Here is a 23,572-nt window from a genome sequence, read left to right as displayed (position 1 = left end):
TGTATTACACCGACGGCAATGCCAATAACTAATAAAAGATAAAAGACCACATAGAAAAACTTGTGGTTCTGCTCCTAGGGGGTACTTAATTTTTGAGCGATAATAATGACGAAATTAACTAAAAGATTAAGTCAAGTTCAGTAAGTTATCTTCTTCGTGGGTTGAGATCACGCAATCGGATGTGGGATAGGCCGCACACAGCAGCACAAATCCAGCATCCAACTCCTTGGGCTTCAAAAAGGAGTGATCCGACTGATCCACCGTCCCTTTGATGATCCGACCAGCACAGTTGACGCAGGCACCGGCGCGGCAGGAGTAGGGCAAAGCAATGCCCTGAGCTTCGGCAGCATCAAGAATGTACTCGTCGGCATGAACACGAATGGTTTTATTCAAGCCTTTTGCTTCATTGACCAGTGTGACACTATAAACTTTGCTATGATCCCGCTTTGTCATTCAAGCTCTCCTAAAACTGGCTTTTGAAATGCCTGTCTGCTTGTCCGCTTAACCCATGGCTTTAGAGCGATCGCAACCCCACAGGCAGTTGTAGAACGCATTCCATATTGCTTTCATTTTAGCAAAGGGACTCAGGGGAACGACTGTTATACGGAATTGTTTATACTTTGAAACTATTTATCAAAGCAATGCAGGATCTGGGTTGAGCTAGTTGCGGGTTTGAGTGGCAGGTGGTGTACCCTGCGGTTGACTGGGGGAGAAGCCCGATCGCCAGACGGCTCCTGCGATAATGGCAACAACCACAAGGGCGATCGCCCCTAGACCCACGAGGCTGGTTTTTGAGCCTTGGCTCTCTTTTTCATGGACGGTTTCTTTGTTGTTCCCCTGCGCCTCCCTGTCGCTCTCACTGGCCAAGGTCTCTTTTGCGGGTTCGGCTTCAGGATGTAACTGCGTGGCTGCCGCTGCCACCAATTCACGGCTCGGGGTTCGCCGCAGTTCGCCACTTAGCTCCATACCCACAAGGGTTTCCTTGGCACCCCGCAGATCGGATTTAATGCTTTGGAAGGCAATGGATTGCAGATATTGGCTGAACTCGGTATCCGCCATCGAGAGCATGAGATAGGAAGCCTTGGCTTTACGACCAAAGAGAATCACATCGCCGTGCTGCAATTCATGGCTACTGATGCGCTTGCCATTGACAAAGGTGCCGTTGGTACTGGGCTTACCATTGGCATTGCCATCCACCAAACGATAGCGATAGCTGGTGGTACCGGGGACAGGTACCCGCAGGAGAATAGCGTGCTGGCGGGAAACGGTTTCAAAGTCAATCACAATGGCATTACTCTCATCGCGCCCAAGGGAGTAGGCCGCTGCCTCAAGGGCGATCGCCCGCCGGCCACCCACGGTATTCAAAATTAAGACGTGACGTTCCTGTTGCAGGCTATTCATTATCTCTATCCCCCGTGTTTCAACAGCCCTCAAGAAATCATCCCCTCTGCAAATCTGAATCCTCCCCCCTTCATCTTGAGTTAGGGCAGGAGCAACGTTACAAAACGTTACAAAACGTGACACTTCAACAAGTGGTCTAGGCTGTGTGCTTACTTCTACCTTTGCCTGTTTCACCTAGGGCTGCTGTGATATTGATCACATTTAAGAGGGTTTTTAGGGAGCGCCACAAATCGTAACAAGTCGTTATCCCCAACCCCACTGCCAGAAAAGCAGCCTAAAATTAATTTGGTTACTGTGGATTCAATGGTGCTTGGAGTTTATTCCTATGGCCACGGATTTTAATCGCGGCATTATGAAGTTTGATGGTGCCGACAGCCCAGCGATGATCGCGATTTCTGCCGTTTTGATTCTTGGCTTTATTGCGGCACTCATTTGGTGGGCACTCCACACGGCCTACGCCTAAGGGAGCGATCGCTCCAGATGGATCGTGTGCTCGGTGAGGGCTTCAAAGGTTTCATCGTGGCTAATCACAAAAAGTTGATGAAAACTTCTGAGATTGCTCAGGCTCTCGGCCAGTTGTTGGCGGCGCACCTGATCCATATTGGTGGTCGGTTCATCAAAGAAGGCAATGTCAGTGTTGACCAGTACCCGCAGCAGGGCTAAGCGCACCGCAAGGGCCGCACACATTTGCTCACCGCCGGAGAGGCTTTTGAAGGGTCGCCAGTAGCCGCCTTCATTCACCTGAATCTCATAGTCCGATGTCCACTGGAGTGCTACATCAGGACGATTGAGGAGTTCGCGCAGTAGGCGATCGGCTTCGCTGGAAACGGTGTGCAGATAGGCTTCACTGACGCGGGGGCCACTCTTTTTGAAAATGTCGCGGGCCGTCTCAATCAGGGAGTGGTGTTTCTGTGCCGCTACGAGCTTTTGCAGTGTCTTTTCCTGTTCGGTGGCGACTTCATCAAGATGCTTGAGGGTGGCAAGGCAGCTTTGGTACTGCTTTTCTTTTTCAGGAATCGCACCAAGGAGCCGTTGATACTCGCGGTGTAGGTTTTCGTAGCGATCGCGCACGACTTCCAGAGCGGCTAAATCGACCTCTTGCTCTTGGGCGTTGTACTCTGCTTGGGCTTTGGCAAGGGCAGCTTTCAACTCATTGGCGGCTTGCATAGCTGTTCTCAGGGCAGCTTCATAGCTTTCTACTTGGGCGGCCTGCTGCTGGTGTTGGAGATAGGTATCATAGCTGGGACGTAGTCTAGCTAGCTCATCGCTAAGCTGTTGCCGCTGTTCCTCAAGGGTGGCATAGTGTTGGCGTTCCTCATAGAGGGGGGTGAGGCGAGCTTGTAGGGTGGCCTGTTCGGTACCCAAACGTGCGTAGTCGGCTTCCAGTTGGGGGGCTGCTGCCTGCTGCTCCAGTAACAGTTGGCGCTGGGCATGGGGTTGGCCAAGGTTGGCGCGTTCTTCCCGTAACTCGTTCAAGCGGCGTTCTAAATCAGTGAGTTCTTTGCTTAGGGGTTCTACGGTTTGCTGGCGATCGCCCAACTGCTTAAGCTCTGCTGCCAAACGGCTGCGTTCCTCCTCAAGGGCTTGGGCTTGCAAGAGGGATCGTTCTGCTGCGGCAGCACGGGCAATGTCAGTTTCTAACTGTTTTAACGTTTGGTTGAGGGCGGGAATAGCGGCAGGATCCGTGAGGGTTTGTCGCAGTGCCGTGAGTTGATCCAAAAGCCAGTGATAATTCTGCTGAAGCTGCTGAAGTGCTTCTAGCCCCTCTTGAATGGCGGTGGCAACGAGGGAAAATTGCTGTGCCGCTGTGAGGCTTGTCATGGCCGCTGTGACAAGGGGATCGGTTGCCGTAGCGTGGCTCTGAGCCGTATTGAGAATGGGATCAAGGGTGGCAGCAAAGGCATGGGCGGCGGTGGCGTGGCTGAGTTGGGCTTGGAGTCGCTCCCGTTCTGCTTGTTTAGCGCTCAAGGTGGCGGCTAAGGGACGCTGTTGCTCTAGGGCTTGCACCTGTTGCGCCATTTCCTCAAGGCGGGCTTGCAACGTTGCCGCTTGTTGCTTGAGGTGGCGCAGTTCTTGATCCGCCTGCTGGGCTTGTTGGTAGCGCGCCTCAAGGGGGACAATTTCGGCATCGAGGGCGTCGGCAGCAGCAATTTGGGGTTCAAGGGCAGCAAGTTGACTAGCAATGGTGGCGATCGCTTGGCGTTGGCTTTCAATACTAGCTAATTGGGTGGCCAGCTTTTGTTGCTGCTGCTCTAGCTTGCGAATGTTCTGCTCAAGGGCAGCTCGTCCCCGTAGTTGCTGCTCAAGTTCTTGGTAGCGGCTCTCTTGCTGCCGATAGCGATCATAGTCGGATTGCAGTTGCTGGCACTGGGCTTGGCTATTGCGAGCTGCGGCCAACTGGCGCTGGCGATCGCGACAGAGTTCCTCCTGCTGACGCAGTTGGGCTTCGAGGCGCTGACAGGTTTGCGCAAGACGGTTCAGCGTTTCAACAGCAGCTTCGTATTGCTGTTTTTCGGCAGCCAAGGCCTGACATTGTTGGTGTAATTCCTCGCACTGCTGGCGATCGCGCTCTAGCTCCGCTGCCAAGGCGGTTGCCTGTTGTTCGTATTGCGATCGCGTGGCCAGTTCCTGTTTTTGCACAGCCAACTGCCGCTCTAGGGACACCACCTGCTCTTGGGAAAAATTCACGAGGGCAAGGGCATTGTCAAAGGCTTGGCGATAATCACTCACCTGCAAAATGGGTTCAAAAACTTGCCGCCGCTGGGCGGGTGGCTTGAGAAAATCCGCCGTGATCATCCCTTGGGGAATGCCAATGATCTGCTCAAAGAGATCCCGAAGCGGAAAGGCACTGCGGATACCAAGGTGCTCCTGCAACCACACCTGCACATCTTCACGCAACGAAAGACCGAGGTCTCCCACTTGGGGGTCATAAATCGCGTACCCCGTTTGCGTATTGCGCCGCACCAGATAGGAGCGACCATCCACCGCTGAGATAAAGTGAACCGCGGCTTCGGCACGTTTAGCGCCCTTACGAATAATCGCCTTATTAAAGCCACTGCCATAGCCCGAGGTGGCATCAAAGAGCACCCAAGCAATGGCTTCAAAAATACTGGTTTTGCCCGCACCATTCTCGCCACAGATGACATTCACACCGGGCAGAAACTCAAACGTGCGATCGCGGTGGGTCTTAAAGTTTTTTAGGGTTAGTCGCTGAATTTCCACCGTCTGTCTCCAAAGGCTAGGGCAGTTGATAGAACGTTGATCAACCCATATCAAACAACAAGTGAGAGACCAGAAGCTAGCTACCCTCGCTCAGCCAAGTGTGAAGTTCCTGAAGAATATTGCTTGTCGGCAGGTGTTCTGCATTGATAAAACAATCCATACTTTTACAAAAGTTTACTTGGTCTTAAGTCTTTTTGAAAAAGTTGCCATTGGCGAGTGACTTTCCCTAGGCTGGATCTATAGTAATACCCTTGTTTCTCGGCAAGCTTGGTCTCCGCACTCGATGCTCCTGACGCTAGGCATCCTACGCTTGGGGAAATGCCTACTCTATCAAGTGTATTTCTAGTGCCTAGGGTTGGTGATGCCTCGCACCGCTATTTTCCCTAGAGGCAGTTGAGTTGACAACTACAGCATTCCACCACGAGAGGATTTGACCTGTGGATTTATTACATAAACAGATTCTGGTTCTGAGTAACAAAATTGATGCCCTCTACCAGATCGTTGAACAACTCAACCAAAAGGTTTCTAAGGCCCTAGAGGAGGGGCGGCTCAAGCCTCTGCCCGTAACCCCTACTGAGCAGAATCCTCTGCCCAAACCGCGTCCTTTGGTGAGTACTCCAGAACACAAGGATATTCTGGTGGATGATGACTATAGCCAAACACGCAACCTCAGTGGCGATCGCCCCCTGAGTCCAGAGGTGCAAATTCAACGGCTGACGGCACAACTCACAGCGGCCTACAATCAGATTGCGGCGCTAGAGGAGCAGTTGCTCTCCCACCACATCCATAGCCACTGAGGTACCGCAAGTTAAATTGTGAGGTGAGCCAGTACCTGCTGGCGCCATTGGGCATTTTGCTGGCGATCGCTCTTAAATTCCAAAAGTCGTACCTTTGGCCAAGGGGCAAGGGAAAGTTGGGTTTTCACATCCGCCCAGTCCTGTAAGCAGTGATAGGGAATGCCGTAGGCCGCTGCAAGCTGGGCAAAATTGACCGCTTGGGGGGTGGCAAAAAAGCTCTCAAAGGGTGGATCAAACCGCCGAATCGTTAGATGCTCAAAAATACCACCGCCGTTGTTATTGATCAGCAGTACGGTTAGACACCCTTGAAACTGGGGCGTGATCAGCCAGCCATTGGTATCGTGCAAGCAGGCCAAATCCCCCGTGATCAAGAGGGTGGGCTGACCGCGATGGGCAACCCCAAGGGCACTAGATAATGTGCCATCAATGCCGTTGGCGCCTCGATTAAAGTAAAAACGATGGTGGCGATCGCTCGCCCGCCAAACACTCTCAACATCGCGCACGGGCATACTACTGGCCACAAAAATCGCCGTTTGCGATGGCAACCACTGCGGCAGATGGTAAATCAGCTTGGCCTCACAGAACCAATCAATGGCCTCCAAGGTTCGCTTCAGTTGCTCATGTACTCGTTGATCGTGGTCTTGCCAGTCCTTGAGGTAGGGGTTGGGGGGTAGGGGGTCGGGGGGGCAGTCCACCGCTTGGGGGGCGATCGCCACCGTTTGACAGCGGCCATGGAGGGGATTGTTGTTATCGCCCGTGGGGTCAAGGCACCAGATCAGGGGATCGCAGGCACTGAGCCATTCCCGCAGGGCTTTACTGGTGGGTAGCGGCCCTAGTTGAATCACTGCTTCAGGACGCAAGGATTCCCGTAGGTGGCCATTTCGCAGCAGCAGATCATAATGGGTAATGCCGTGGGGCAGTCCCCGTGCGTAGGAGAGGGCATCGGCAAGCACTGGCCACTGCAGAAACCGACTCAGGCGATCAATCGCGTCCGCTTCCGCCAAAGGCTCCACCCCATGACTGGGTCCCGCAATAATCAACCCCCGCTGCATCTGTTGCCATGTTTGCCAAGGGAGAGCGGTGACAACCCGAGGCGGCACAAAGGGCTGCACCTGATCAAAGAAGTTTTCAGGAAGTGCCCCATGAAAATTGGCCTCAGGGCGCAGGTCAAGGGGATCCCGCAGGGGAATATTCAAATGGACTGGGCCTGGATCTGGCCAGAGGGCAGTTTGCCAGCTATGGCAGAGGGTTTGCCGCAGGTAGGGCAGCAAAGCAAGTTCCGGCAGACTTAGTTCGCGATAGTGACGTACGGCATGACCATAGAGATGCACCTGATCAATGGCTTGTCCCGCTTGGCAAAAGCGCAATTCGGGGGGGCGATCGGCGGTCAGCACAATTAACGGTAAATGACTAAGGCTTGCTTCAATAATCGCGGGATAGAAATTGGCCGCAGCAGTACCTGAAGTGCAGACAAGGGCAACGGGTCGTCCCTGCTGTTGGACAAGGCCAAGGGCAAAAAAAGCTGCCGAGCGTTCGTCAAGAATCGGCAGGGCCTCAAGATGGGGATGGGCAGCAGCCGCGATCGCCAATGGTCCAGAACGTGATCCCGGCGAGAGAACGACTGTCCGCAGTCCTAAGCGATAGAGGGTTTCAAAGAGGACGCTCGCCCAGAGGACATTGAGATTTTCAGTGAGAATCATTCATCAATCCAGAAGCGCTATCCTAGCCGAAGTAGCTGAGCCATAGGCCACCAATAGAATAGGGTGCTAAATCCAGTTTGAGCCTATTTTGAGACTTTGAAAGAGCATCCCAGAGTCTTTGCAATACGCCAAAATGCAGGTTCTTCAAGGAGTTGAGTGTTAAGCGGGCAGCGGGAATCGAACCCGCGTCTCTAGCTTGGAAGGCTAGGGTTTTACCATTAAACCATGCCCGCAGTCCCAAGGAATACTACATTAGCACGACCCTTGGGGCGATCGCAAAGGGCAAGCCTAGGGAATCGTTGCCATCTTCACATCGTTGCGATCCAAGATGCTTTGGAGTTCCTCAGCATCGATCGTTTCTTTTTCAATCAGCACTTGGGCAATTTGGTCAAGGACATGGCGGTTGTTCACCAAGACCTCTTTGGCACGGCGATAGGCTTGCTCGACGAGATTGCGCACTTCGTCATCAATGGTGGCAGCCGTTTCCTCGGAGAAGTCCCGTTCCGCCATAATGTCGCGGCCAAGGAAGACATTCCCGGTTTGCCGTCCCAAGGCCACAGGTCCTAGGCGATCGCTCATGCCAAAGCGGGTAACCATTTGGCGAGCCACCCGTGCCACCTGTTGCAGGTCGTTTGAGGCACCGGTTGTCACCTCCTCTTCACCAAAGACAATTTCTTCCGCAATGCGACCCCCAAGGGCAACGGCCATTTGGTTTTGCAGGTAGGCACGGCTATAGAGACCCGAATCCATCTGATCCTCGTTGGGAGTAAACCAAGTCAGACCGCCTGCCCGCCCCCGGGGAATGATGCTCACTTTTTGAACGGGATCGTAGTCGGGCATCAGGGCACCGACAAGGGCATGACCCGCCTCATGGTAGGCGACTAACTTCTTGCGGCGATCGCTCATGACACGGTCTTTTTTCTCAGGCCCAGCGAGGACGCGATCGATGGCATCGTTAATCTCATCCATGGAGATTTCAGTCAGGTTGCGGCGAGCTGCCAGAATGGCCGCTTCATTGAGTAAGTTCGAGAGATCCGCACCGGTAAAGCCGGGGGTACGGCGGGCAATTTTATCGAGATCCACATCCTTAGCGAGGGTTTTGCCACGGGCATGAACCTTGAGAATATCGAGGCGACCTTTGTAATCCGGACGATCCACCACCACTTGACGGTCAAAACGCCCCGGACGCAATAGTGCTGCATCCAAAACATCCGGACGGTTCGTTGCAGCAATAATAATGATGCCCGTATTCCCCTCAAAGCCATCCATTTCCGTCAGCAGTTGGTTGAGGGTTTGCTCCCGTTCATCATTGCCCCCCCCCAGACCAGCACCGCGCTGGCGACCGACGGCATCAATCTCATCAATGAAGACAATACAAGGGGCATTGGCTTTGGCTTGTTCAAAGAGGTCGCGCACCCGTGAGGCACCCACCCCAACGAACATTTCCACAAACTCAGAACCGGAAATTGAGAAGAAGGGAACGCCCGCTTCACCAGCCACTGCCCGCGCAAGCAGGGTTTTACCCGTTCCGGGAGGCCCGACAAGGAGAACCCCCTTGGGAATTTTGGCGCCCACTTCGGTAAAGCGATCGGCGTACTTGAGGAATTCCACCACTTCACCCAGTTCCAGCTTGGCCTGATCAATCCCAGCCACATCATTAAAGGTCACTTGGGTTTGGGGTTCCATCTGTACCCGTGCCCGGGACTTACCAAAGTTCATCGCTTGGTTGCCAGGACCTGCTTGGGCACGCCGCAGTAGGAAAAAGAGCAGTACCAAAAGACCAATGGGAACAAGCAAGCTGCTCAGGGCGCGGAACCAGAAGCCATCGTTGCTTTGGGGCAAGACAGCGATGTCCACATTGTTAGTTGTGAGAATGTCAAGGAGTTCAGGGTCATTGGGAAGATTGACGAGCACGCGCGTGCCATCTTGGGTTATAGCTTGAGCTTGCGAGCGGTCAGGGGTGATACTGACCTTGGTGATTTGCTGATTTTCGACCTGTTGGATGAACTCACTGTAGGGCCATGTCTGTTTGGTCGTGGGTTGGCGATCAAAGAAGGCAGTGGCCAAGGCCAGCACCACGATTGCAAGAAGAACGTATAAACCTGCGTTTCGCCATTGTTTATTCACCGATCGCCATCCTCCGCTAGGAAAAGTGAAAAGTCTTTACATAAGTTCATACTAACGCATTCTTTCGCAACCCTAGGTGAGCAGTCCCGTGGTTAAGATCATCAATATCCATGATAAGCCGTCAGAAAATGCTCGATTTAGACACCTGCTACCGGGTACTGGAGTTGGAGCCGGGGGCAACCCTCGAGGAAGTGAACCGAGCTTATCGGGATTTGGTGTTTATTTGGCATCCCGATCGCATCCCGAAGGACAACACACGGCTAATCGAGAAGGCACAAGAGAAAATTAAGCAGTTTAATGAAGCGCGGGATCAACTGCGGCAGCATATTGCCCGACACGGCAGCCAAACCTCCCAGCGGACTGCTAGCCAGCGGCAAACCTATCGTTCCTCGCCGCCACCCCCACGCTATCAATCCAATCCCTACACCTATCGCAGCTATCATGCGCCCCGTGAGCCGCAGCAAACGACGCACCAGACCTATAGCCAACACCACAACCACACCTACGGCACCTATCAGCGCCAACGCACAGCCGCGCCCCCGCCCCCAGAACCACCCCGCACGACGCCTCCCCACAAGGATATGTCGGGGGTGAATTTACAGGGAGCCAACCTGAGCGAAAAGGACTTTGAGGGGCGCAATCTCAGCCATGCCAATCTCAGCTATGCCGATCTCAGTGATGCCTTTTTGCACCGCGTGATTCTCCACCGTGCTAACCTGCGCCACGCCAATCTCTTTCGCGCCAATTTGCTGCAAGCAGATCTCAGCTATGCCGACCTGCAAGAGGCTAATCTCATTGGTGCTGACTTGAGTGGGGCTGATCTGCGGGGTGCCGATTTACGGGGAGCAAAGATGAGCCAAGGCAATCGCCTCCTAGTGAAACTGACCGGGGCACGCCTCACGGGAGCGATTATGCCCGATGGGCACGTCCACACCTAAGCTTGGATCACCCCCTTAGAACTGGGAATGTGCTGACTGCGGCGCGGGTCAATGGCGATCGCCATGCGTAGGGCACGGGCAAAGGCTTTGAAGGTCGCTTCAATAATGTGGTGGGAGTTAATGCCATCCAATTGGCGAATATGCAGCGTCATGCGGCTATGGTTCACCAAAGCAACGAAAAACTCCCGCACCAGTTGCGTATCATAGGTGCCCACCCGCTGCGTGGGAATCTGCAACCCATAGCTAAGGTGGGGACGCCCCGAGAAGTCTAGGGCAACTTCCACCAAACTTTCATCAAGGGGGGCCACAAAGTGACCAAAACGATGAATCCCCCGGCGATCGCCCAAGGCTTGATCGAGTGCCATCCCCAAGGTAATGCCCACATCCTCATTGGTGTGGTGGTCGTCAATATGGGTGTCGCCTGTGGCCTGCACCCGCAAATCCACAAGGCCGTGGGAGCAAAGCTGATCCAGCATGTGATCGAGAAAGGGAATCCCCGTGTGATTGTCCGCTCGACCATTGCCATCGAGAACCAGTTCAACGTGAACGCTAGTTTCTTTGGTCTGGCGATCGACCGTGGCTTGGCGCAACCGAGGCGCGTGGCCATTACTGAGGAGAGAGTCGTTCATGAAGCGTTACTGACGCGGTTGGGGATTGGCAGAGGTGGCTGGCGGTGGACTCGCCGCAGGCGTTCCGGAAGGAATTGCCCCCGTACGCGGAAAGGGCACATCCACAAAACCTAATTCTAGCAATTGCTGATAGGCCTTTTGTCCCAGTTCACGGGTGGGGTTTTGGCTGCGGATAATTTCTACCAAAAGGGGCACGGCAAGCTCAGGTTGGTTATTAGCGCGATAGACCAAAGCCAGTTGAAAAGTCGCTTGATCGCGCAGTTGTGCTGCTTCTAGGGCACGGCGACGGTTGCTATCGGCAGCCGCAGTATCAATCCCCAAAAAGCTAGAGTTGAGGGACTGGTAAAAGTTCGAGAGTTGGTTCATCACCGTACGGGCTTCTAAGAGCTTGCGAGCGGCGACGGCATAATTTTGGCTATTGACTGCGGCGGCAGCCTCATCCATCAAGCGCTTGCCCCCCTCAAGGGTATAGATTGAAGAGCTGGGTGGGGGTGTGGGATTCACAATCTGGACATTGGGGCTAGAAGATTGATTCTGAGCAAACACCGCCCGCGGGAGTACCCCCAGTAGTAACACCCCGAGGAGCAGCGATGATCTTGAGCAGTGAGCAAATGTATTCAGGGGCATGGTGCGAAGCCTTTACTAAGATAGAGGCAGTCAAGCGGACAATCAACATCGCGTATCTTATCACCAAGTAATGACAGCCCGTGCAGGATCCTAAGTTCCAATTTTCCTCAAGACTGAGGCCGTGGCCATGGTAAATCCCACCCCTCAGGGGACAACGGCTCATGATGCCATTCGGGAACGGCGCCGCCAATTGCAAAGTAAACGCCGCTGGCGGCAACTGGCAGGGCTTTGGCGTACCAGTGTCCTCTTGACCTTAACAGGGGGACTGGTTTGGGGACTGACGCTGCCGGACTGGGTTATCCGCCGCCCGGAGCAAGTGGTGATTCGCGGCAATCAACTGCTGAAAACGGAAGCGTTGCAGGCACAATTGCCCCTTGAGTATCCGGAGTCACTGCTGCGTTTGCGGCCACAGGAGATCATTCATGCCTTAGAAACGACGCTGCCTCTGCAACGGGTGACGATCGCCCGCCAACTCTTTCCGCCGACACTGATTGTCGAAGTCCAAGAACGCAAGCCTGTCGCAGTCGCCACCTGCAATCAATGCTGGGTAATAAGTGCAACCGGGCAGCTGCAAGGGCCTGCCAGTCGCTGGTTGGTGGATGGCCTCGGATTTGTTGCCCCCCTGAGTAGCTATCAAGCCAGTGCCGTGAAGCCAATGCCCACACTCCAATTGCAGGGGTATTTTGTACCCGTTAAGGATGCACCGCGCCCGCAAACATTGGCTGTGGATGGCGATCGCCAGCAGCAGTGGCAGCAAATTCACCAGATTCTCCAGCAGCAGGATTTACCGATTACGGGTTTAGATTGGCGCAATGAACAGAATCTAATTGTCCAAACCCCCCTCGCGCCGGTTCATCTTGGGGTGGTGCAGTGGCATAGTCCCACATTGAAGAAACAACTCAGTGCCCTAGCCAGCCTCAAGCAGTTACCTCAGTACTTGGATCCCCGCCAAATGGTCTTTATTGACTTGGTGAACCCCGATGAACCCTTGGTGCAACTGCGGCAGCAGCCAACACAGCAACCCCTTCCCCGCAGTCATTAAGGCGCAAGGGCACGGCATAATAGAACGGTTAGCTTGGAGTGGCTGGTCAATGAAACCCCTGAAGTTCGGCACAAGATTGCCCCGATTTCTGCCACAGTTGGTGATGGTGCTCGGTGTGCTTCTGCTGGTGAGTTGCGCGTCACTCTCCTCAGTGGCTGACACCAGTTCAATTCCAGGAGCACAAAGCCCAACCCCTATGGCCAATTTACCTCGACTCAATGGCGATGCAACGGTTGTACTGACAGTCAACGATCGCCCGATTACGATTCAAGTGAAGGGGGATGCTGCCCCGATTACCGCTGGCAATTTTGTGGATTTAGTGCAGCGGGGGGTCTATGATGGCACCATTTTTCACCGCGTTGTCCGTGAACCCCGACCCTTTGTCGTTCAAGGCGGGGATCCCCAGAGCAAAGACCCCAGTGTGTCGCCGCAACTCTACGGCACGGGTTCATTCATTGACCCCGCGACCAATCGCCCCCGCTACATTCCCCTAGAAATTCTCGGTCAGGGCAGTGACACCCCCACCTATAGCCAAGCGGGCAAAGTCTCACCCGTTCTCAATCATACGCGCGGTGCGGTGGCCATGGCGCGATCGCAACTCCCCGATTCGGCCTCAGCCCAGTTTTATATTGCCCTTGATCAACTGGATTTTCTGGATGGCAATTATGCCGTCTTTGGCTATGTCACCGATGGTATGGACGTGGTGGACAGGATCCAACAGGGCGATCGCCTGCAATCCGCTAAGGTTGTGGCCGGTTTGGAAAATTTACAGCAGCCATAGCAGAACGCCGCCGAAAGCGTTGTCGCAGGGTGGGTAGCAGTCGCAAACACAGGGCGTAGGTGAGGAGTCCGGCAACCACGCCCACCCAAACACTGCCAAAAATCAAAATCGTTGCCATTTGCCCCCCCTGTTCGAGGAGCTTTTCCCAAGATTGCCACTCACCAAAAGATAGGGCAGGCTGCCCCATCAGCCACCAACCCACCTGAAAGTTAAACCAAAACAGGGGGACATAGGTGAAGGGGTTGCTCACCCAAGTGGCAAGGGCAGCCAAGGGCTTGTTGCCGCGCACAAGGAGGGCCACCGTGACGGCAATAAGTATTTGCCCCCCAAACAGGGGCAGCATGCCAGCAAAGACCCCTGCCCCAAGGCCACGGGCAATACTCTCAGTGCTACTGTGGGAGCGCATCAAGCGCAAATAGTGATAGCGGAGCGATCGTCGCCAAGCATGGAGCCAACGGGGCTGTCGAGAAGGCTGAGGAAAAGACAACCGCATCATAGGTGAGCGTCGAGAGGGTTCAAAGGTTGAAAAAATGGGCGAATAAAGGTCTTTGCTTAGCAGTTTGACATATTTTGCTTAGAGAGTGCTAGGGGTCGCATCCTTGGGCTTGCCCAATCCCAGCGCCAAAAAGCCAAGGGCGATCGCCATCATCACACTGCTTTGCCAAGCGGGCGCCACCCCACCCCAGCGATCGAAGACCCACCCTGCCCATGCCGGTCCAGCAATCCCCGCCACACTTTGGAGTGATTGGCTAGCGCCAATAATTTTCCCCTGATCTTGATCTCGCACCCGATTGGAGATCACCCCTCGCAGCGAGGGCAACATGATTCCCACGCCAAAGGCCAAACCCACCACACACCCATAAAGCAAGGGCGCACTAAAGCCGCCCGCACTGGGCACCGCCGCAATCCCCAACAAGGCCAAGGCCACTAGGAGCAATCCCCCCAAGCTCAAGCGCTGCTCACCAAAGCGAGGAATCAATGAGCGAATCAAGCCCGCCTGCACAATCGTACTCACCACGCCAATAATCACAAAAATGATCCCCGCTTGGGCAGGTCCCCAACTCAATTGCCGCTTCAAGAAGAGGACGAAGATACTGGTAAAGCCAGCAAAGGCAAAGTTGAAAATAAAGAAGGCCATGAGTAAGGCTTGGAGGGTGCGTTGATTGAATAGCTCCAACCACTGTTGCTGCAAGGCAAAGCTCTTTAGGGTCAGGGGCGATCGCTGGGCTGCGGGCAATGACTCTGGCAAGATGAAATAGGCCAAGATGACATTCACCAGTGCCAAGCCCGCTGCAAACCAAATCGGCAACTTGAGATCAATGGCTGCTAGACTGCCGCCAATGGCCGGCCCAAAAATGAAGCCAATGCCAAAGGCTGCCCCCGTTAAACCAAAGTTCTTAGCCCGATCTGCTGGAGCAGAGGTGTCGGCAATATAGGCCTGAGCCGTTGAAACCACGCCCCCCGTGAGACCATCAATAATCCGCGAGACAAAGAGCAGCCAAGGAACCGTCGCCACAGCAAAGAGAATGTAGGACAGGGCCGTACCGGCAATGCAAATCAGCAACACCGGGCGACGTCCCCAATGATCCGAGAGGGCACCCAAAAGGGGAGCAGCAATGAATTGGGCAGCAGCAAAGGCAGAAAATAACAGCGTCAAGCTCAACGCATCAAAGTTAAATCGCTCCACGAGGAAGGGCAAAATGGGGAAAATCAGACTCTCACCCAAACGGTCGATGACAATTGTGAGTAAAACAATGAATAATGGTGAGCGTAGGTTGATCCCCATTGATGTGATACGTCCTCAAGTGATGGATGCCTGCCCTGTACGGTTTTGACCCCCAGAAAAAGGCAGTACAATAAAAGACTACAACTTAACACAATACAGTCCTTTTCCCATCGATTGGACACAGCCCAAAACATCCTACTGATGAGGTGATGCCACCCATGTCTGCTTATACGGAATCTTTGAAGCGATCGCTCTTTTTGACACTGATTGCCCTAGTTGTATCATTGACGATTTCCTTCTTGATGGCAATCTAAATTTGCCCTGAAAATCATTTATCATCTTCTATCAGTGATGTGAGTTGAGTGAGGTATGGCCACTCGTTCTGCCGCTGCACCCCCGCCGCTGCCCCTGTGGGTCATGTTTCGCTTGGGTCTGTTTCAGATGGCACTGGGGATGATGTCGATTCTGGTGTTGGGGGTGCTCAACCGCATCCTGATTAAAGAACTGGCGGTGCCGGCCACATTGGTGACGCTGACGATCGCCATGCATCAATTTGTCTCACCGGTGCGCGTGTGGTTTGGTCAGCTCTCCGATGCCCATCCCATTGGCGGCTATCATCGCACGGGGTATGTCTGGGGTGGGGCTTTGGCCTTTACGTTGGTCACCTACGCGATTGTTCAAGTGATCTGGCAGGTGGGGCAGAGTTTAGATCAAGCGGGCTGGAGTCTCATCACCCAAGGGTGGATTGGCCTATTGGGATTGCTCTTTGCCGCCTATGGCATTTGTGTCAGTAGTAGCTCGACCCCCTTTGCGGCTCTGCTCGTGGATGTCTCCGAAGAGGAAGATCGGGGCAAATTGGTGGGCATTGTCTGGTCCATGTTGACCGTGGGCATTGTGGCGGGTGCCATTCTCAGTAGTGTGCTGCTGCGGCAGTTGGAGCTAGACCCCCCCATTGAACTGCTGCAACAAAGTGTTAATCGCCTCTTTTTGGTGGTTTTGACGGTGGTCTTTGCCCTCGCGATCGCCAGCACCTGGGGGGTTGAGGCCAAGTATTCCCGCTACCATGTGCGCAGCCGTGCCTGTGACAATCCGGAAAACATTACCCTTGGTCGCGCCCTGAAAATTCTCACGGCCAACTCCCAAACGTGGCGCTTTTTTCTCTTCCTTGTCCTGATGACCCTGAGTTTATTTATTCAGGAACCGATTCTGGAACCCTTTGGCGGTGAAGTTTTTGGCATGACGATCGCCGAAACCACCCGCTTGAATGCCTACTGGGGCATGGGTACCCTTGTGGGTCTAAGTTTCACCGGATTTTTGATTGTGCCCCGCCTCGGCAAGATCCGCACCACCACCTATGGCTGTTGGGGGGTGGCCTTGATGTTCTTGCTCTTGATCATCTCAGGCGTCACGCAGCAGGTGTGGCTCTTTCAGTTGCAACTCTTTCTCTTTGGCATTGCCGCTGGGGTGACAACAACGGGTGCCCTCAGTCTCATGCTGGACTTAACGGCGGCGGAAACAGCGGGGACATTTATTGGCGCTTGGGGCTTAGCGCAGGCTATTGCCCGGGGATCAGCGACTGTTGTCGGCGGAACGGCCCTTGATATTGGGCGTCAACTGTTTGGCGTGCCGATCCTCGCCTATGGATTTGTCTTTTGTCTGCCGATGCTGGGAATGCTGGCCGCTGTCTTGCTTCTGAAACGAGTGGATGTCAGTCAATTTCGCCAACAATCTCAGGTGGCGATCGCCAAGGTCTTGGCTGAGGACTTGGAATAGAGTCACCTACCAGCGGGCAAAGAAGGAAAAATCCAACTTACCAAAGTGGGTGACATGGGCGATATTAAAATGCTCTAGGCAATTCACCAGCCAGCGTACCTTGCCGCGACTAAAGGACTGATAGTGGTTAAACAGGATCGCAAAGCGTTTTTCAAGGTAGGGTTTTACTTTCTTGCTGAGGAGCACAACCTTGAGCAATAAGCCAATCGTTGCCGCCGTGCCGATGGTATTGAGCAAGTCAACAAAAACCAGATGGTTAGGATTTTGGGCGCTATCCACCACTAAGTAGTTGAGGGTCTGGCTACAGGTGCGCACAATCGTAAATTCATTCAGAGGTTGTGGCTGCTGAAAGAGGGGCAGCGTTTCCAAATACTGGTAAAAGCGCTGGCGAAAGCGACCCCGCCCCACATCCGCTGTGGTGTCCGTCAAGTAGTGGAAGAAGGCATCCCGAAAGTCGCGGGTGGATTTCAGGCGTTGCAGCCGCTGTCCAAATTGACTGGCCAAGTCGCGATAGGTGTGGCGGCCATCCACCTTACCGACAAAATGTTGAATCGAGGTTCTGACTTCCTCAGCAGAGAGCAACGTGGGATTTTTCACCAGTGGGATATTGTTATGCCCCTGAGCACGGCGAAACTCACTCGTGAGGTATTGACTCAGGTTCATTTCAAACTGCTGAGTGGCCTTTTGCTGAAAGTCTTGAATGTAGCGCAGGTCTTCGGGTGTCGTGTCATCGCCCACCAAGCAGTGGTTATAGAGATAGGGATAGCGGCGAATTAAGGTAGCAAGGGGGCGATCGCTATTTTGCTGAATCTGTGAAACGTCTTGGGCATCTTCTTGCAGAAATTGCACCATGCGCTGGAGCTTCTGAAAGGCTTCACTCTCTAAATAATCCTTGAGGAGCAGCCGCAGCTTACGCACAATCGGTGCCCGGCTCAGACCCCCCGCCGGCATCGCCACAGGCGTTTGCAGCATAGCCAGAAATTCGGGAACTGCCCCTTGGAGCAAAGGACGCGACTGCCAGCGGTTAATCAAAATGTGGCAGCAGCGGTTCATAAAGGGACGAAAATTATCTGCCACCCGTGCCCCCGTCACAATCCGATCCATCACTTCTTGAATCTGGCGATCGGGATAGGTATAGCCCATGAGAAAAAGGGCACGAAACCGCTCAATGACTTGCTGTGGACTCTCGTGCTGCACGCATTCCAGCAAGTGTTCATAAATCAGTTGGTAGTCGTTTGTCTTTATCCAAGTATTCATAGGGGATAATGCGCTCCTAAGCCACGCCGCTACCGACCGTGCTGGAATTCAGGGGCACAATTGAGAGGGTCTAACATACCTGCATCATAGAAGGCAACATATCGTTAACTGGTGATCGAAAGCACGTTTTTCCCGTGATCCTAATCACAAGAATGACTTAGGTATCTTTGATCGCTGACTAGCGCAAACACCCTACTACTTTTTGATGATAAACAACAAGACAATCAATTGACAACCGACGATAAAAATTGGTGCCAAGTTCTCTCCTCATAAAGAGTTTTTAGGCTTCGCGAGCATTAGCGCCCCTGATACCCCGAAAGCTGAGCTAGACCCTCTAGGGGATAGACCCCCTCATAGCGTTTACCGTTGATTTCCCATGTGGGGTAGGCACGGATATTGGCCTGCTTGCACAGTTCTGGCTGGCCATTGGTACCGCGGGCATCGCACTCAATATAGTTGATACTTTTGAAAGCGCTGCCAAAGAGTTCTTTTTGCTTCATGCAAGCGGGACACCAGTAGGCACCGTACATCTTGGCATTGATTTTCTTGAGGTGGTTCGCCAGCCCTTGGGGGGAAATGGTCTGACTGGTTCCCTGCGCCATGACCATATCGGGAGAGTGCAAAACAGGTAAACGGGGCACAAGGGCGATCGCCAGCCCCACACCCAAGCCAAACAGGAGATAGCGCAAGGAGTTTTTCATTGAGAACCATCCACTAACCGAATCTAGTGTACTGTACTCCACATAGTGCTAGAGCTAAAGACCGCGAGTACCGTCTTGTAGTTCCGCTATTCTGAAAATTGCATCTAAGAATCATGCTGGCACGCCTTATCTAGGAACAATGAAGCAGCAGTACGACCAAGATTACAGTGCGTGGATTGCAGAAACAGTGGCATTATTGCGAGAAGGACGATGGCAAGAGTTGGATCTGCCCCATCTCATTGCTGAGGTAGAGGACTTGGGCAAAAGTGAACGGCGCGCCATCAATAGCCAGTTAACTCGTCTGCTGCTACACCTCTTAAAGTGGCAATATCAACCCCAGCGCCGATCCGATAGTTGGTTGGATTCGATCACGGATGCCCGCACTCAAATTGAGCTGACCATAGCTGATAGTCCGAGCTTGCGGGATTATCCGGCCAGCCAACTTGCCATAAGCTATGAACGCGCTCGCCGCCAAGCAGCAGAGCAAACGGGTTTACCGCTGAGCACCTTTCCTGAAACCTGCCCTTATCCCCTAGAGAGGGTTTTGACCCAGAGTTGGCTCCCCGAAACGGACACTTAGCTCAAAACACTAGATGAGGTGCATTCGCCCGTGCTATTGCCGTTAAACTAAAACTACGTTATAGCGGCAGTGCCCTTGCGGATCTTTGAATGGCAGCGATTTTTGAGCTTCATCCGGTTAACCCCCAGCCCCGCACGATCGCCCAAATTGTTGAGGCCCTCAAGGAAGGGGCAGTCATGCTCTACCCCACGGATACCGTCTATGCCATTGGCTGCGACATGAACCACAAAGGAGCGGTGCAACGGGTACGCCAACTCAAGCAACTCTCCAACGATAAACCCGTCACTTTTTTGTGCTCTTCCCTCTCCAACATTGCCCAGTATGCCTATGTCAGCAATGCCGCTTATCGCCTCATGCGTCGCCTGATCCCAGGCCCCTACACCTTTTTGCTCCCCGCTACCAAACTGGTGCCCCGCCTTGTCCAAAATCCCAAACGCAAAACCACAGGGATTCGTGTACCTGACCACGTTGTGAGCCAAGCGCTGTTGACCGCCTTGGGTAATCCGATTATTTCCACCTCAGCACGATTGCCCGACGACGAGACGTATTACGTGAATACCGCAGATCTCTTCGATGCCTTTGACAAACGGGTGGATTTGATGATTGATACCGGCGAACCCCCCGGACAGCAAATGTCGAGTATCCTTGATCTCACCGTTGACCCCCCGCTACTGGTACGCAAGGGACAAGGGTGGGAAGCGCTGCCAGCAGAACTGGTGACTGTTGAGTGAGCCACTCCAGCTTTTCAGCAGATAGAAACCGTTATACAAGGTTTGATTCAAGAATGAGTTCATCGCAATTAATTGGCAAAGTATATTTAGTGGGCGCAGGTCCCGGCGATGTGGGGCTACTGACGGTGCGTGCCAAGACGCTACTGGAGTGGGCGGATGTGGTGCTCTACGATGCGCTGATTAGCCCCGAAATTCTTAACTTGATCAACCCCCAAGCGGAAAAAATTCATGTGGGCAAGCGGCGGGGCAACCATACCCTCTCCCAAGCGGAGATTTGTCGCCTGTTGATTGACTTGGCTCAGCGCCATGCGGTGATTGTGCGCCTCAAGGGGGGTGATCCCTTTGTCTTTGGCCGAGGGGGTGAAGAGTGTCTTGCCCTTGTCGAGGCTGGCATTACTGTCGAAGTGGTGCCGGGGGTCACCAGTGGGGTGGCTGCACCTGCCTATGCGCACATTCCCCTCACCCATCGGGATTTTAGTTCTTCGGTGGTTTTTGTCACGGGCCATGAGGCTGCTGGTCGCTATCAACCGCGTGTAAATTGGTCGGCTCTGGCTACGGCGGTGGATACGATTGTGATTTACATGGGACTCCATCATCTGCGGGAAATTGTGCCGCAACTCCTGGCAGGGGGGCGATCGCCCCAGACGCCCTTGGCCTTTATTGAATCAGGGACAACACCGCAACAACGGGTGGTGGTGACAACCCTAGAGCGAGCGATCGCCACCTATGACGAGGCACAGATTCAAACGCCTGCCTTGATTGTGATTGGTGAGGTCATTCACCTGCGCTCCCAGCTAATGGGAGGTTTCCACCAGATCTGAAACAGCGGGTTCTAGGGGCAGCGACAGCATCGCCTGCTCCAAATAGGGCAAAAGCTTACGTCGCGTTTGATCCAGAGAATAGGCAAGGCGGATATTCTCTCTGGTGAGCAGTCCCAAAACCCGTTGCGGATTGTTGCGATCCACCACGGGTAACTGCCTCAAATCCCGCGCCCCCATGCGATCGAGGGCGTCCTTCAGGGGTTCATCACCGTAGGCAAGCAATAGCTCCCGCGTACAGACACTCCCCACCGTTTGCGTTTGATAGGCCGTTGTTTCCTGATCAGTTTCCCAACGGGTCAGCACCCGATTAATATCCCCAAGGGTGATCAACCCCATCAAGTCCTGCTGATTATCGGTCACAAAGGCACAGTAGGCTTTTTTTTCAATCAGTTGTAAGCCAGCTTCAACCACAGGCATTGCTTCGCTCAGAAACAGCACCTCCGATTGCATGGCTTCCGCCACAGAAAGATTGGGGGGACTTTCCTCCTGCTCCTCCTTCTGGGTCTGAGCGCTGGGTGCCAATGCGGGCAGTTCGCCCCGTTTTTGAACACTCAAACTATTCACCAACCAGACACTTAAGCCCACCGCTGCCATCAAGGGCAAAATAATGCGGTAGTCCCGCGTCATTTCAAACAGCAGCAAAATAGCTGTTAAGGGAGCATTGACACTTGCCGCGAGGACAGTTGCCATTCCCACTGTGGCATAGGCTGCTGGTGCAGCAATACTGTTGGCAAACATGGGTAGCAGGATCGGCAACACCTTACCGTAGGCAGCTCCTAGAGAAGCCCCCAGAAATAGGGCTGGTGCAAAGATGCCCCCCACCAAGCCACTGCCAAGACTCACTGCTGTCAGTACCATTTTGGCTAGCAGCAATACCAACAACAAACCAAGGGAGAGGTTCACGTCCCTGAGAATTGCTTCCACCGTTTCATAGCCAATGCCCAGCACTTGCGGTAAATGCAGAGCCACAAGGCCAACGCAGAGGCCACCCACTAGGGGACGCAGCGCTAGGGGAATACGACCTAAAAACTGCATGGGTGGAATCTTCCCCTGAAAGACTTGGGGGAGCCACTGAAGTAACTGGGTATAGACAATGGCAACGCCGTAGGCCAACAGTCCTAAGCCCAAATACAAGGGCAACTCAAGGGAACTGCGCACCTCATAGGTGGGCAAATCAAAGGCGGGTTGTGACCCCAAGCCAATTTGGGTAATCAGGGCAGAAATCACAGCAGCCAAAAGCACCACACTCACAGCCGTTGTTTCAAACGTGGTGCCCAATACCACCTCTAGGGCAAAGAACACGCCAGCGATCGGGGCATTGAAGCCTGCTGCCAACCCTGCCGCCGCCCCTGCACCGAGGAGCAACTTTTGCCGTTCTCGGGAAACCTTCAGCGCTTGACCCAAGAGAATGCCGATGTTGGCACCCACTTCCACACTGGGGCCTTCTGGACCAAGGGACGCACCTGTACCAAGGGAAATCGCCGCCGCAAGGGTTTTGGCAATGGGGCGAATGAAGGGAATTTCCTTGCCTGCTTCTACAGCACCCATCAATGACATCAGGTTGGGACTAAACTCTTGGACAAACCAGCGGATGATCCCCACCAGCAAGCCTCCCAAGGCCGGAACGCAGGCCAGTGTCCAAGCGCCCCATCGACCAATAAGCCCCATCAAGTCTTCAAGGGCCATGTGATGAATTGTCTCAATCAGGTAACGAAACAGCAGCACACTCAGCCCTGCACTACCGCCAATGAGTACTGCCAAGACCAGTACGACGGTTTCCGGGGGCGGTTGTAATTGATTGAAAAGTCGAGTGAGGCGAGATTCAGCAGTCAGAGAAGGAGGGGAGGATGGGGAGGACACTGTTGCAAAGCGGTGAGAAAAAGTTGCTTAAAATAGCTCCATCTTCAATTATGCGGAATTTCCAATGGAGAAGCTAAAAGGGCAAAATTTGCGGCGTGACATGATAAAAGTAAGGATGTAGCCACCACAGCAAACCGACAAAGATGGCTACTCCCCCATAGGCGGGGCGCAAAAATTCTTGCCACACCAGTTGTTGCTTGCCCTGCCAAATGGCTTTGAAGGGAATGATTGAGGTGCGGGCTTTCAGGGCAGTAAACGCTTCTCCATGCCGTGCGTACCAGCGGCGATCGCCATGCCAAACCCCAAAGCAGTGATGGGCAATCAGCCCAAGGGAGGTCAGCAGTGTAAAGGACGTGCCCAACCACAGCGTATGCGCCACACACCAGATCACCTGTCCCCATAACTGCGGGTGGCGGGTAATGCGAATAATCCCCGTTTCGTAGAGGTGTACCTCTGGCCTTTGCACAGCGGCAATCTCTAGCAAGTTAAATGTGGCCGGATAAAGAAAGAGAAACGAGAGGGCCGAGAGGCTCCACACCAGAGCACCCATCCCCGGCACCCCTTGGAGTTGCCACAGTTGAACGCCATCGTAGCGATGGGCCAAAAAGTAGAGAATCAAGATTGTCGCTAAGGGTAGACTCACTAAGGCAAAAAAAATGCGATAAAGGCGGGCACCGACGCGTTTTTCAGCCCAAGGACGTAAGCTTGCCAATCCACTGTGGGCGATCGCAAACAAGAGCAATAACCCCACCATGATCCACTGCGAACTGGTTTGCCAACTGTGCTGATCCACGCCGATCTACTCCGTACGATTAAAACCCCATCCCATGATCCCAAAGGGTCAGACGCTTTGTAAAGT

At 53.7% G+C, this 23,572-nt stretch carries 22 protein-coding genes and 1 tRNA gene; 9 read left to right on the top strand and 14 right to left on the bottom strand.

Translation table 11 applies throughout. The features are described from left to right. Positions 1-126: 126 nt before the first annotated feature. Positions 127-453, bottom strand: coding sequence for a 2Fe-2S iron-sulfur cluster-binding protein (locus tag RHJ80_RS11755; protein WP_181495070.1), 327 nt, complete (start codon positions 451-453; stop codon positions 127-129). A gap of 207 nt (positions 454-660) precedes the next feature. Then, on the bottom strand, positions 661-1,401 hold the full coding sequence (locus RHJ80_RS11750; RefSeq protein WP_310801055.1) for an FHA domain-containing protein: 741 nt from the start codon (positions 1,399-1,401) through the stop codon (positions 661-663). A 325-nt stretch (positions 1,402-1,726) separates the two neighbouring features. On the opposite strand from RHJ80_RS11750, the gene RHJ80_RS11745 reads away from it, so the two are divergent. After that, positions 1,727-1,864: a hypothetical protein gene (locus RHJ80_RS11745; RefSeq protein ID WP_024125599.1), complete on the top strand. Its 138-nt coding sequence runs from the start codon at positions 1,727-1,729 to the stop codon at positions 1,862-1,864. On the opposite strand, the gene RHJ80_RS11740 is transcribed toward RHJ80_RS11745, so the two are convergent. Then, the gene (locus tag RHJ80_RS11740) at positions 1,861-4,623 is read right to left on the bottom strand and encodes an SMC family ATPase (protein ID WP_310801054.1); all 2,763 of its coding nucleotides are present in this window, start codon (positions 4,621-4,623) and stop codon (positions 1,861-1,863) included. The genes RHJ80_RS11745 and RHJ80_RS11740 overlap by 4 nt on opposite strands. A gap of 437 nt (positions 4,624-5,060) precedes the next feature. Here RHJ80_RS11740 and RHJ80_RS11735 point away from each other — a divergent pair, with 437 nt between their 5' ends. After that, a complete protein-coding gene (locus RHJ80_RS11735; RefSeq protein ID WP_206200320.1) occupies positions 5,061-5,420 on the top strand; it encodes a hypothetical protein in 360 nt (119 codons plus the stop codon). Between the two features lie 11 nt (positions 5,421-5,431). On the opposite strand, the gene menD is transcribed toward RHJ80_RS11735, so the two are convergent. The 3 genes from menD to ftsH3 form a co-directional block, all read right to left on the bottom strand. Next, positions 5,432-7,120 (bottom strand): 2-succinyl-5-enolpyruvyl-6-hydroxy-3-cyclohexene-1-carboxylic-acid synthase, encoded by a 1,689-nt coding sequence (gene menD / locus RHJ80_RS11730; RefSeq protein ID WP_310801053.1) that lies wholly within the window; start codon positions 7,118-7,120, stop codon positions 5,432-5,434. A gap of 162 nt (positions 7,121-7,282) precedes the next feature. Then, a tRNA-Gly gene (locus RHJ80_RS11725) sits at positions 7,283-7,353 on the bottom strand. A gap of 55 nt (positions 7,354-7,408) precedes the next feature. Then, entirely contained in the window at positions 7,409-9,247 is a 1,839-nt protein-coding gene (ftsH3, locus tag RHJ80_RS11720) for an ATP-dependent zinc metalloprotease FtsH3 (protein ID WP_206200318.1), read from the bottom strand. A 110-nt stretch (positions 9,248-9,357) separates the two neighbouring features. On the opposite strand from ftsH3, the gene RHJ80_RS11715 reads away from it, so the two are divergent. Next, positions 9,358-10,185 (top strand): pentapeptide repeat-containing protein, encoded by an 828-nt coding sequence (locus tag RHJ80_RS11715; protein WP_206200317.1) that lies wholly within the window; start codon positions 9,358-9,360, stop codon positions 10,183-10,185. On the opposite strand, the gene hisB is transcribed toward RHJ80_RS11715, so the two are convergent. Further along, entirely contained in the window at positions 10,182-10,814 is a 633-nt protein-coding gene (hisB, locus tag RHJ80_RS11710) for an imidazoleglycerol-phosphate dehydratase HisB (RefSeq protein ID WP_206200316.1), read from the bottom strand. The two genes, RHJ80_RS11715 and hisB, sit on opposite strands and share 4 nt — an antisense overlap. Positions 10,815-10,820: 6 nt before the next feature. Beyond that, the gene (locus tag RHJ80_RS11705; protein WP_206200315.1) at positions 10,821-11,441 is read right to left on the bottom strand and encodes a hypothetical protein; all 621 of its coding nucleotides are present in this window, start codon (positions 11,439-11,441) and stop codon (positions 10,821-10,823) included. A 127-nt stretch (positions 11,442-11,568) separates the two neighbouring features. Between RHJ80_RS11705 and RHJ80_RS11700 the strand changes: the two genes are divergently transcribed. Together RHJ80_RS11700 and RHJ80_RS11695 are read left to right on the top strand one after the other, a co-directional pair. After that, on the top strand, positions 11,569-12,483 hold the full coding sequence (locus RHJ80_RS11700) for an FtsQ-type POTRA domain-containing protein (RefSeq protein ID WP_310801052.1): 915 nt from the start codon (positions 11,569-11,571) through the stop codon (positions 12,481-12,483). 49 nt (positions 12,484-12,532) lie between these two features. Beyond that, positions 12,533-13,264 (top strand): peptidylprolyl isomerase, encoded by a 732-nt coding sequence (locus RHJ80_RS11695; RefSeq protein ID WP_206200313.1) that lies wholly within the window; start codon positions 12,533-12,535, stop codon positions 13,262-13,264. Here the strand turns inward: RHJ80_RS11695 and RHJ80_RS11690 are convergent. After that, positions 13,224-13,760 carry a DUF2062 domain-containing protein gene (locus RHJ80_RS11690; protein WP_310801051.1) on the bottom strand — a complete coding sequence of 179 codons (537 nt, stop codon included), beginning with the start codon at positions 13,758-13,760 and terminating at the stop codon, positions 13,224-13,226. The genes RHJ80_RS11695 and RHJ80_RS11690 overlap by 41 nt on opposite strands. Before the next feature lie 78 nt (positions 13,761-13,838). Then, positions 13,839-15,050: an MFS transporter gene (locus tag RHJ80_RS11685; RefSeq protein ID WP_206200311.1), complete on the bottom strand. Its 1,212-nt coding sequence runs from the start codon at positions 15,048-15,050 to the stop codon at positions 13,839-13,841. Between the two features lie 309 nt (positions 15,051-15,359). On the opposite strand from RHJ80_RS11685, the gene RHJ80_RS11680 reads away from it, so the two are divergent. Further along, positions 15,360-16,763 carry a BCD family MFS transporter gene (locus tag RHJ80_RS11680; protein ID WP_206200310.1) on the top strand — a complete coding sequence of 468 codons (1,404 nt, stop codon included), beginning with the start codon at positions 15,360-15,362 and terminating at the stop codon, positions 16,761-16,763. 6 nt (positions 16,764-16,769) lie between these two features. Here RHJ80_RS11680 and RHJ80_RS11675 read toward each other — a convergent pair whose 3' ends face one another. Together RHJ80_RS11675 and RHJ80_RS11670 are read right to left on the bottom strand one after the other, a co-directional pair. After that, positions 16,770-18,020: a hypothetical protein gene (locus tag RHJ80_RS11675; protein WP_302678368.1), complete on the bottom strand. Its 1,251-nt coding sequence runs from the start codon at positions 18,018-18,020 to the stop codon at positions 16,770-16,772. A 296-nt stretch (positions 18,021-18,316) separates the two neighbouring features. After that, positions 18,317-18,721: a hypothetical protein gene (locus RHJ80_RS11670; protein ID WP_149819669.1), complete on the bottom strand. Its 405-nt coding sequence runs from the start codon at positions 18,719-18,721 to the stop codon at positions 18,317-18,319. 139 nt (positions 18,722-18,860) lie between these two features. On the opposite strand from RHJ80_RS11670, the gene RHJ80_RS11665 reads away from it, so the two are divergent. From RHJ80_RS11665 to cobA, 3 genes are all read left to right on the top strand, one after another. Further along, positions 18,861-19,301 carry a DUF29 domain-containing protein gene (locus RHJ80_RS11665; protein ID WP_302677472.1) on the top strand — a complete coding sequence of 147 codons (441 nt, stop codon included), beginning with the start codon at positions 18,861-18,863 and terminating at the stop codon, positions 19,299-19,301. Positions 19,302-19,390: 89 nt separating this feature from the next. Continuing rightward, complete coding sequence (locus RHJ80_RS11660; RefSeq protein ID WP_310801050.1) at positions 19,391-20,032, top strand: L-threonylcarbamoyladenylate synthase; 642 nt, start codon at positions 19,391-19,393, stop codon at positions 20,030-20,032. Between the two features lie 53 nt (positions 20,033-20,085). After that, positions 20,086-20,853 carry a uroporphyrinogen-III C-methyltransferase gene (cobA, locus tag RHJ80_RS11655; RefSeq protein ID WP_310801049.1) on the top strand — a complete coding sequence of 256 codons (768 nt, stop codon included), beginning with the start codon at positions 20,086-20,088 and terminating at the stop codon, positions 20,851-20,853. Here the strand turns inward: cobA and RHJ80_RS11650 are convergent. Both RHJ80_RS11650 and RHJ80_RS11645 read right to left on the bottom strand, forming a co-directional pair. After that, complete coding sequence (locus RHJ80_RS11650; protein ID WP_310801048.1) at positions 20,827-22,713, bottom strand: chloride channel protein; 1,887 nt, start codon at positions 22,711-22,713, stop codon at positions 20,827-20,829. The two genes, cobA and RHJ80_RS11650, sit on opposite strands and share 27 nt — an antisense overlap. Positions 22,714-22,786: 73 nt before the next feature. Further along, complete coding sequence (locus tag RHJ80_RS11645; protein WP_399384608.1) at positions 22,787-23,467, bottom strand: NnrU family protein; 681 nt, start codon at positions 23,465-23,467, stop codon at positions 22,787-22,789. Positions 23,468-23,572: the final 105 nt, after the last annotated feature.

Origin of the sequence: Thermosynechococcus sp. QS41, assembly GCF_031583515.1 — a bacterium.
In the GTDB taxonomy this organism is placed as follows: domain Bacteria; phylum Cyanobacteriota; class Cyanobacteriia; order Thermosynechococcales; family Thermosynechococcaceae; genus Thermosynechococcus.
The sequence above is the reverse complement of the archived record's forward strand: the minus strand, read 5'-3'. Positions and strand labels throughout refer to the sequence as shown.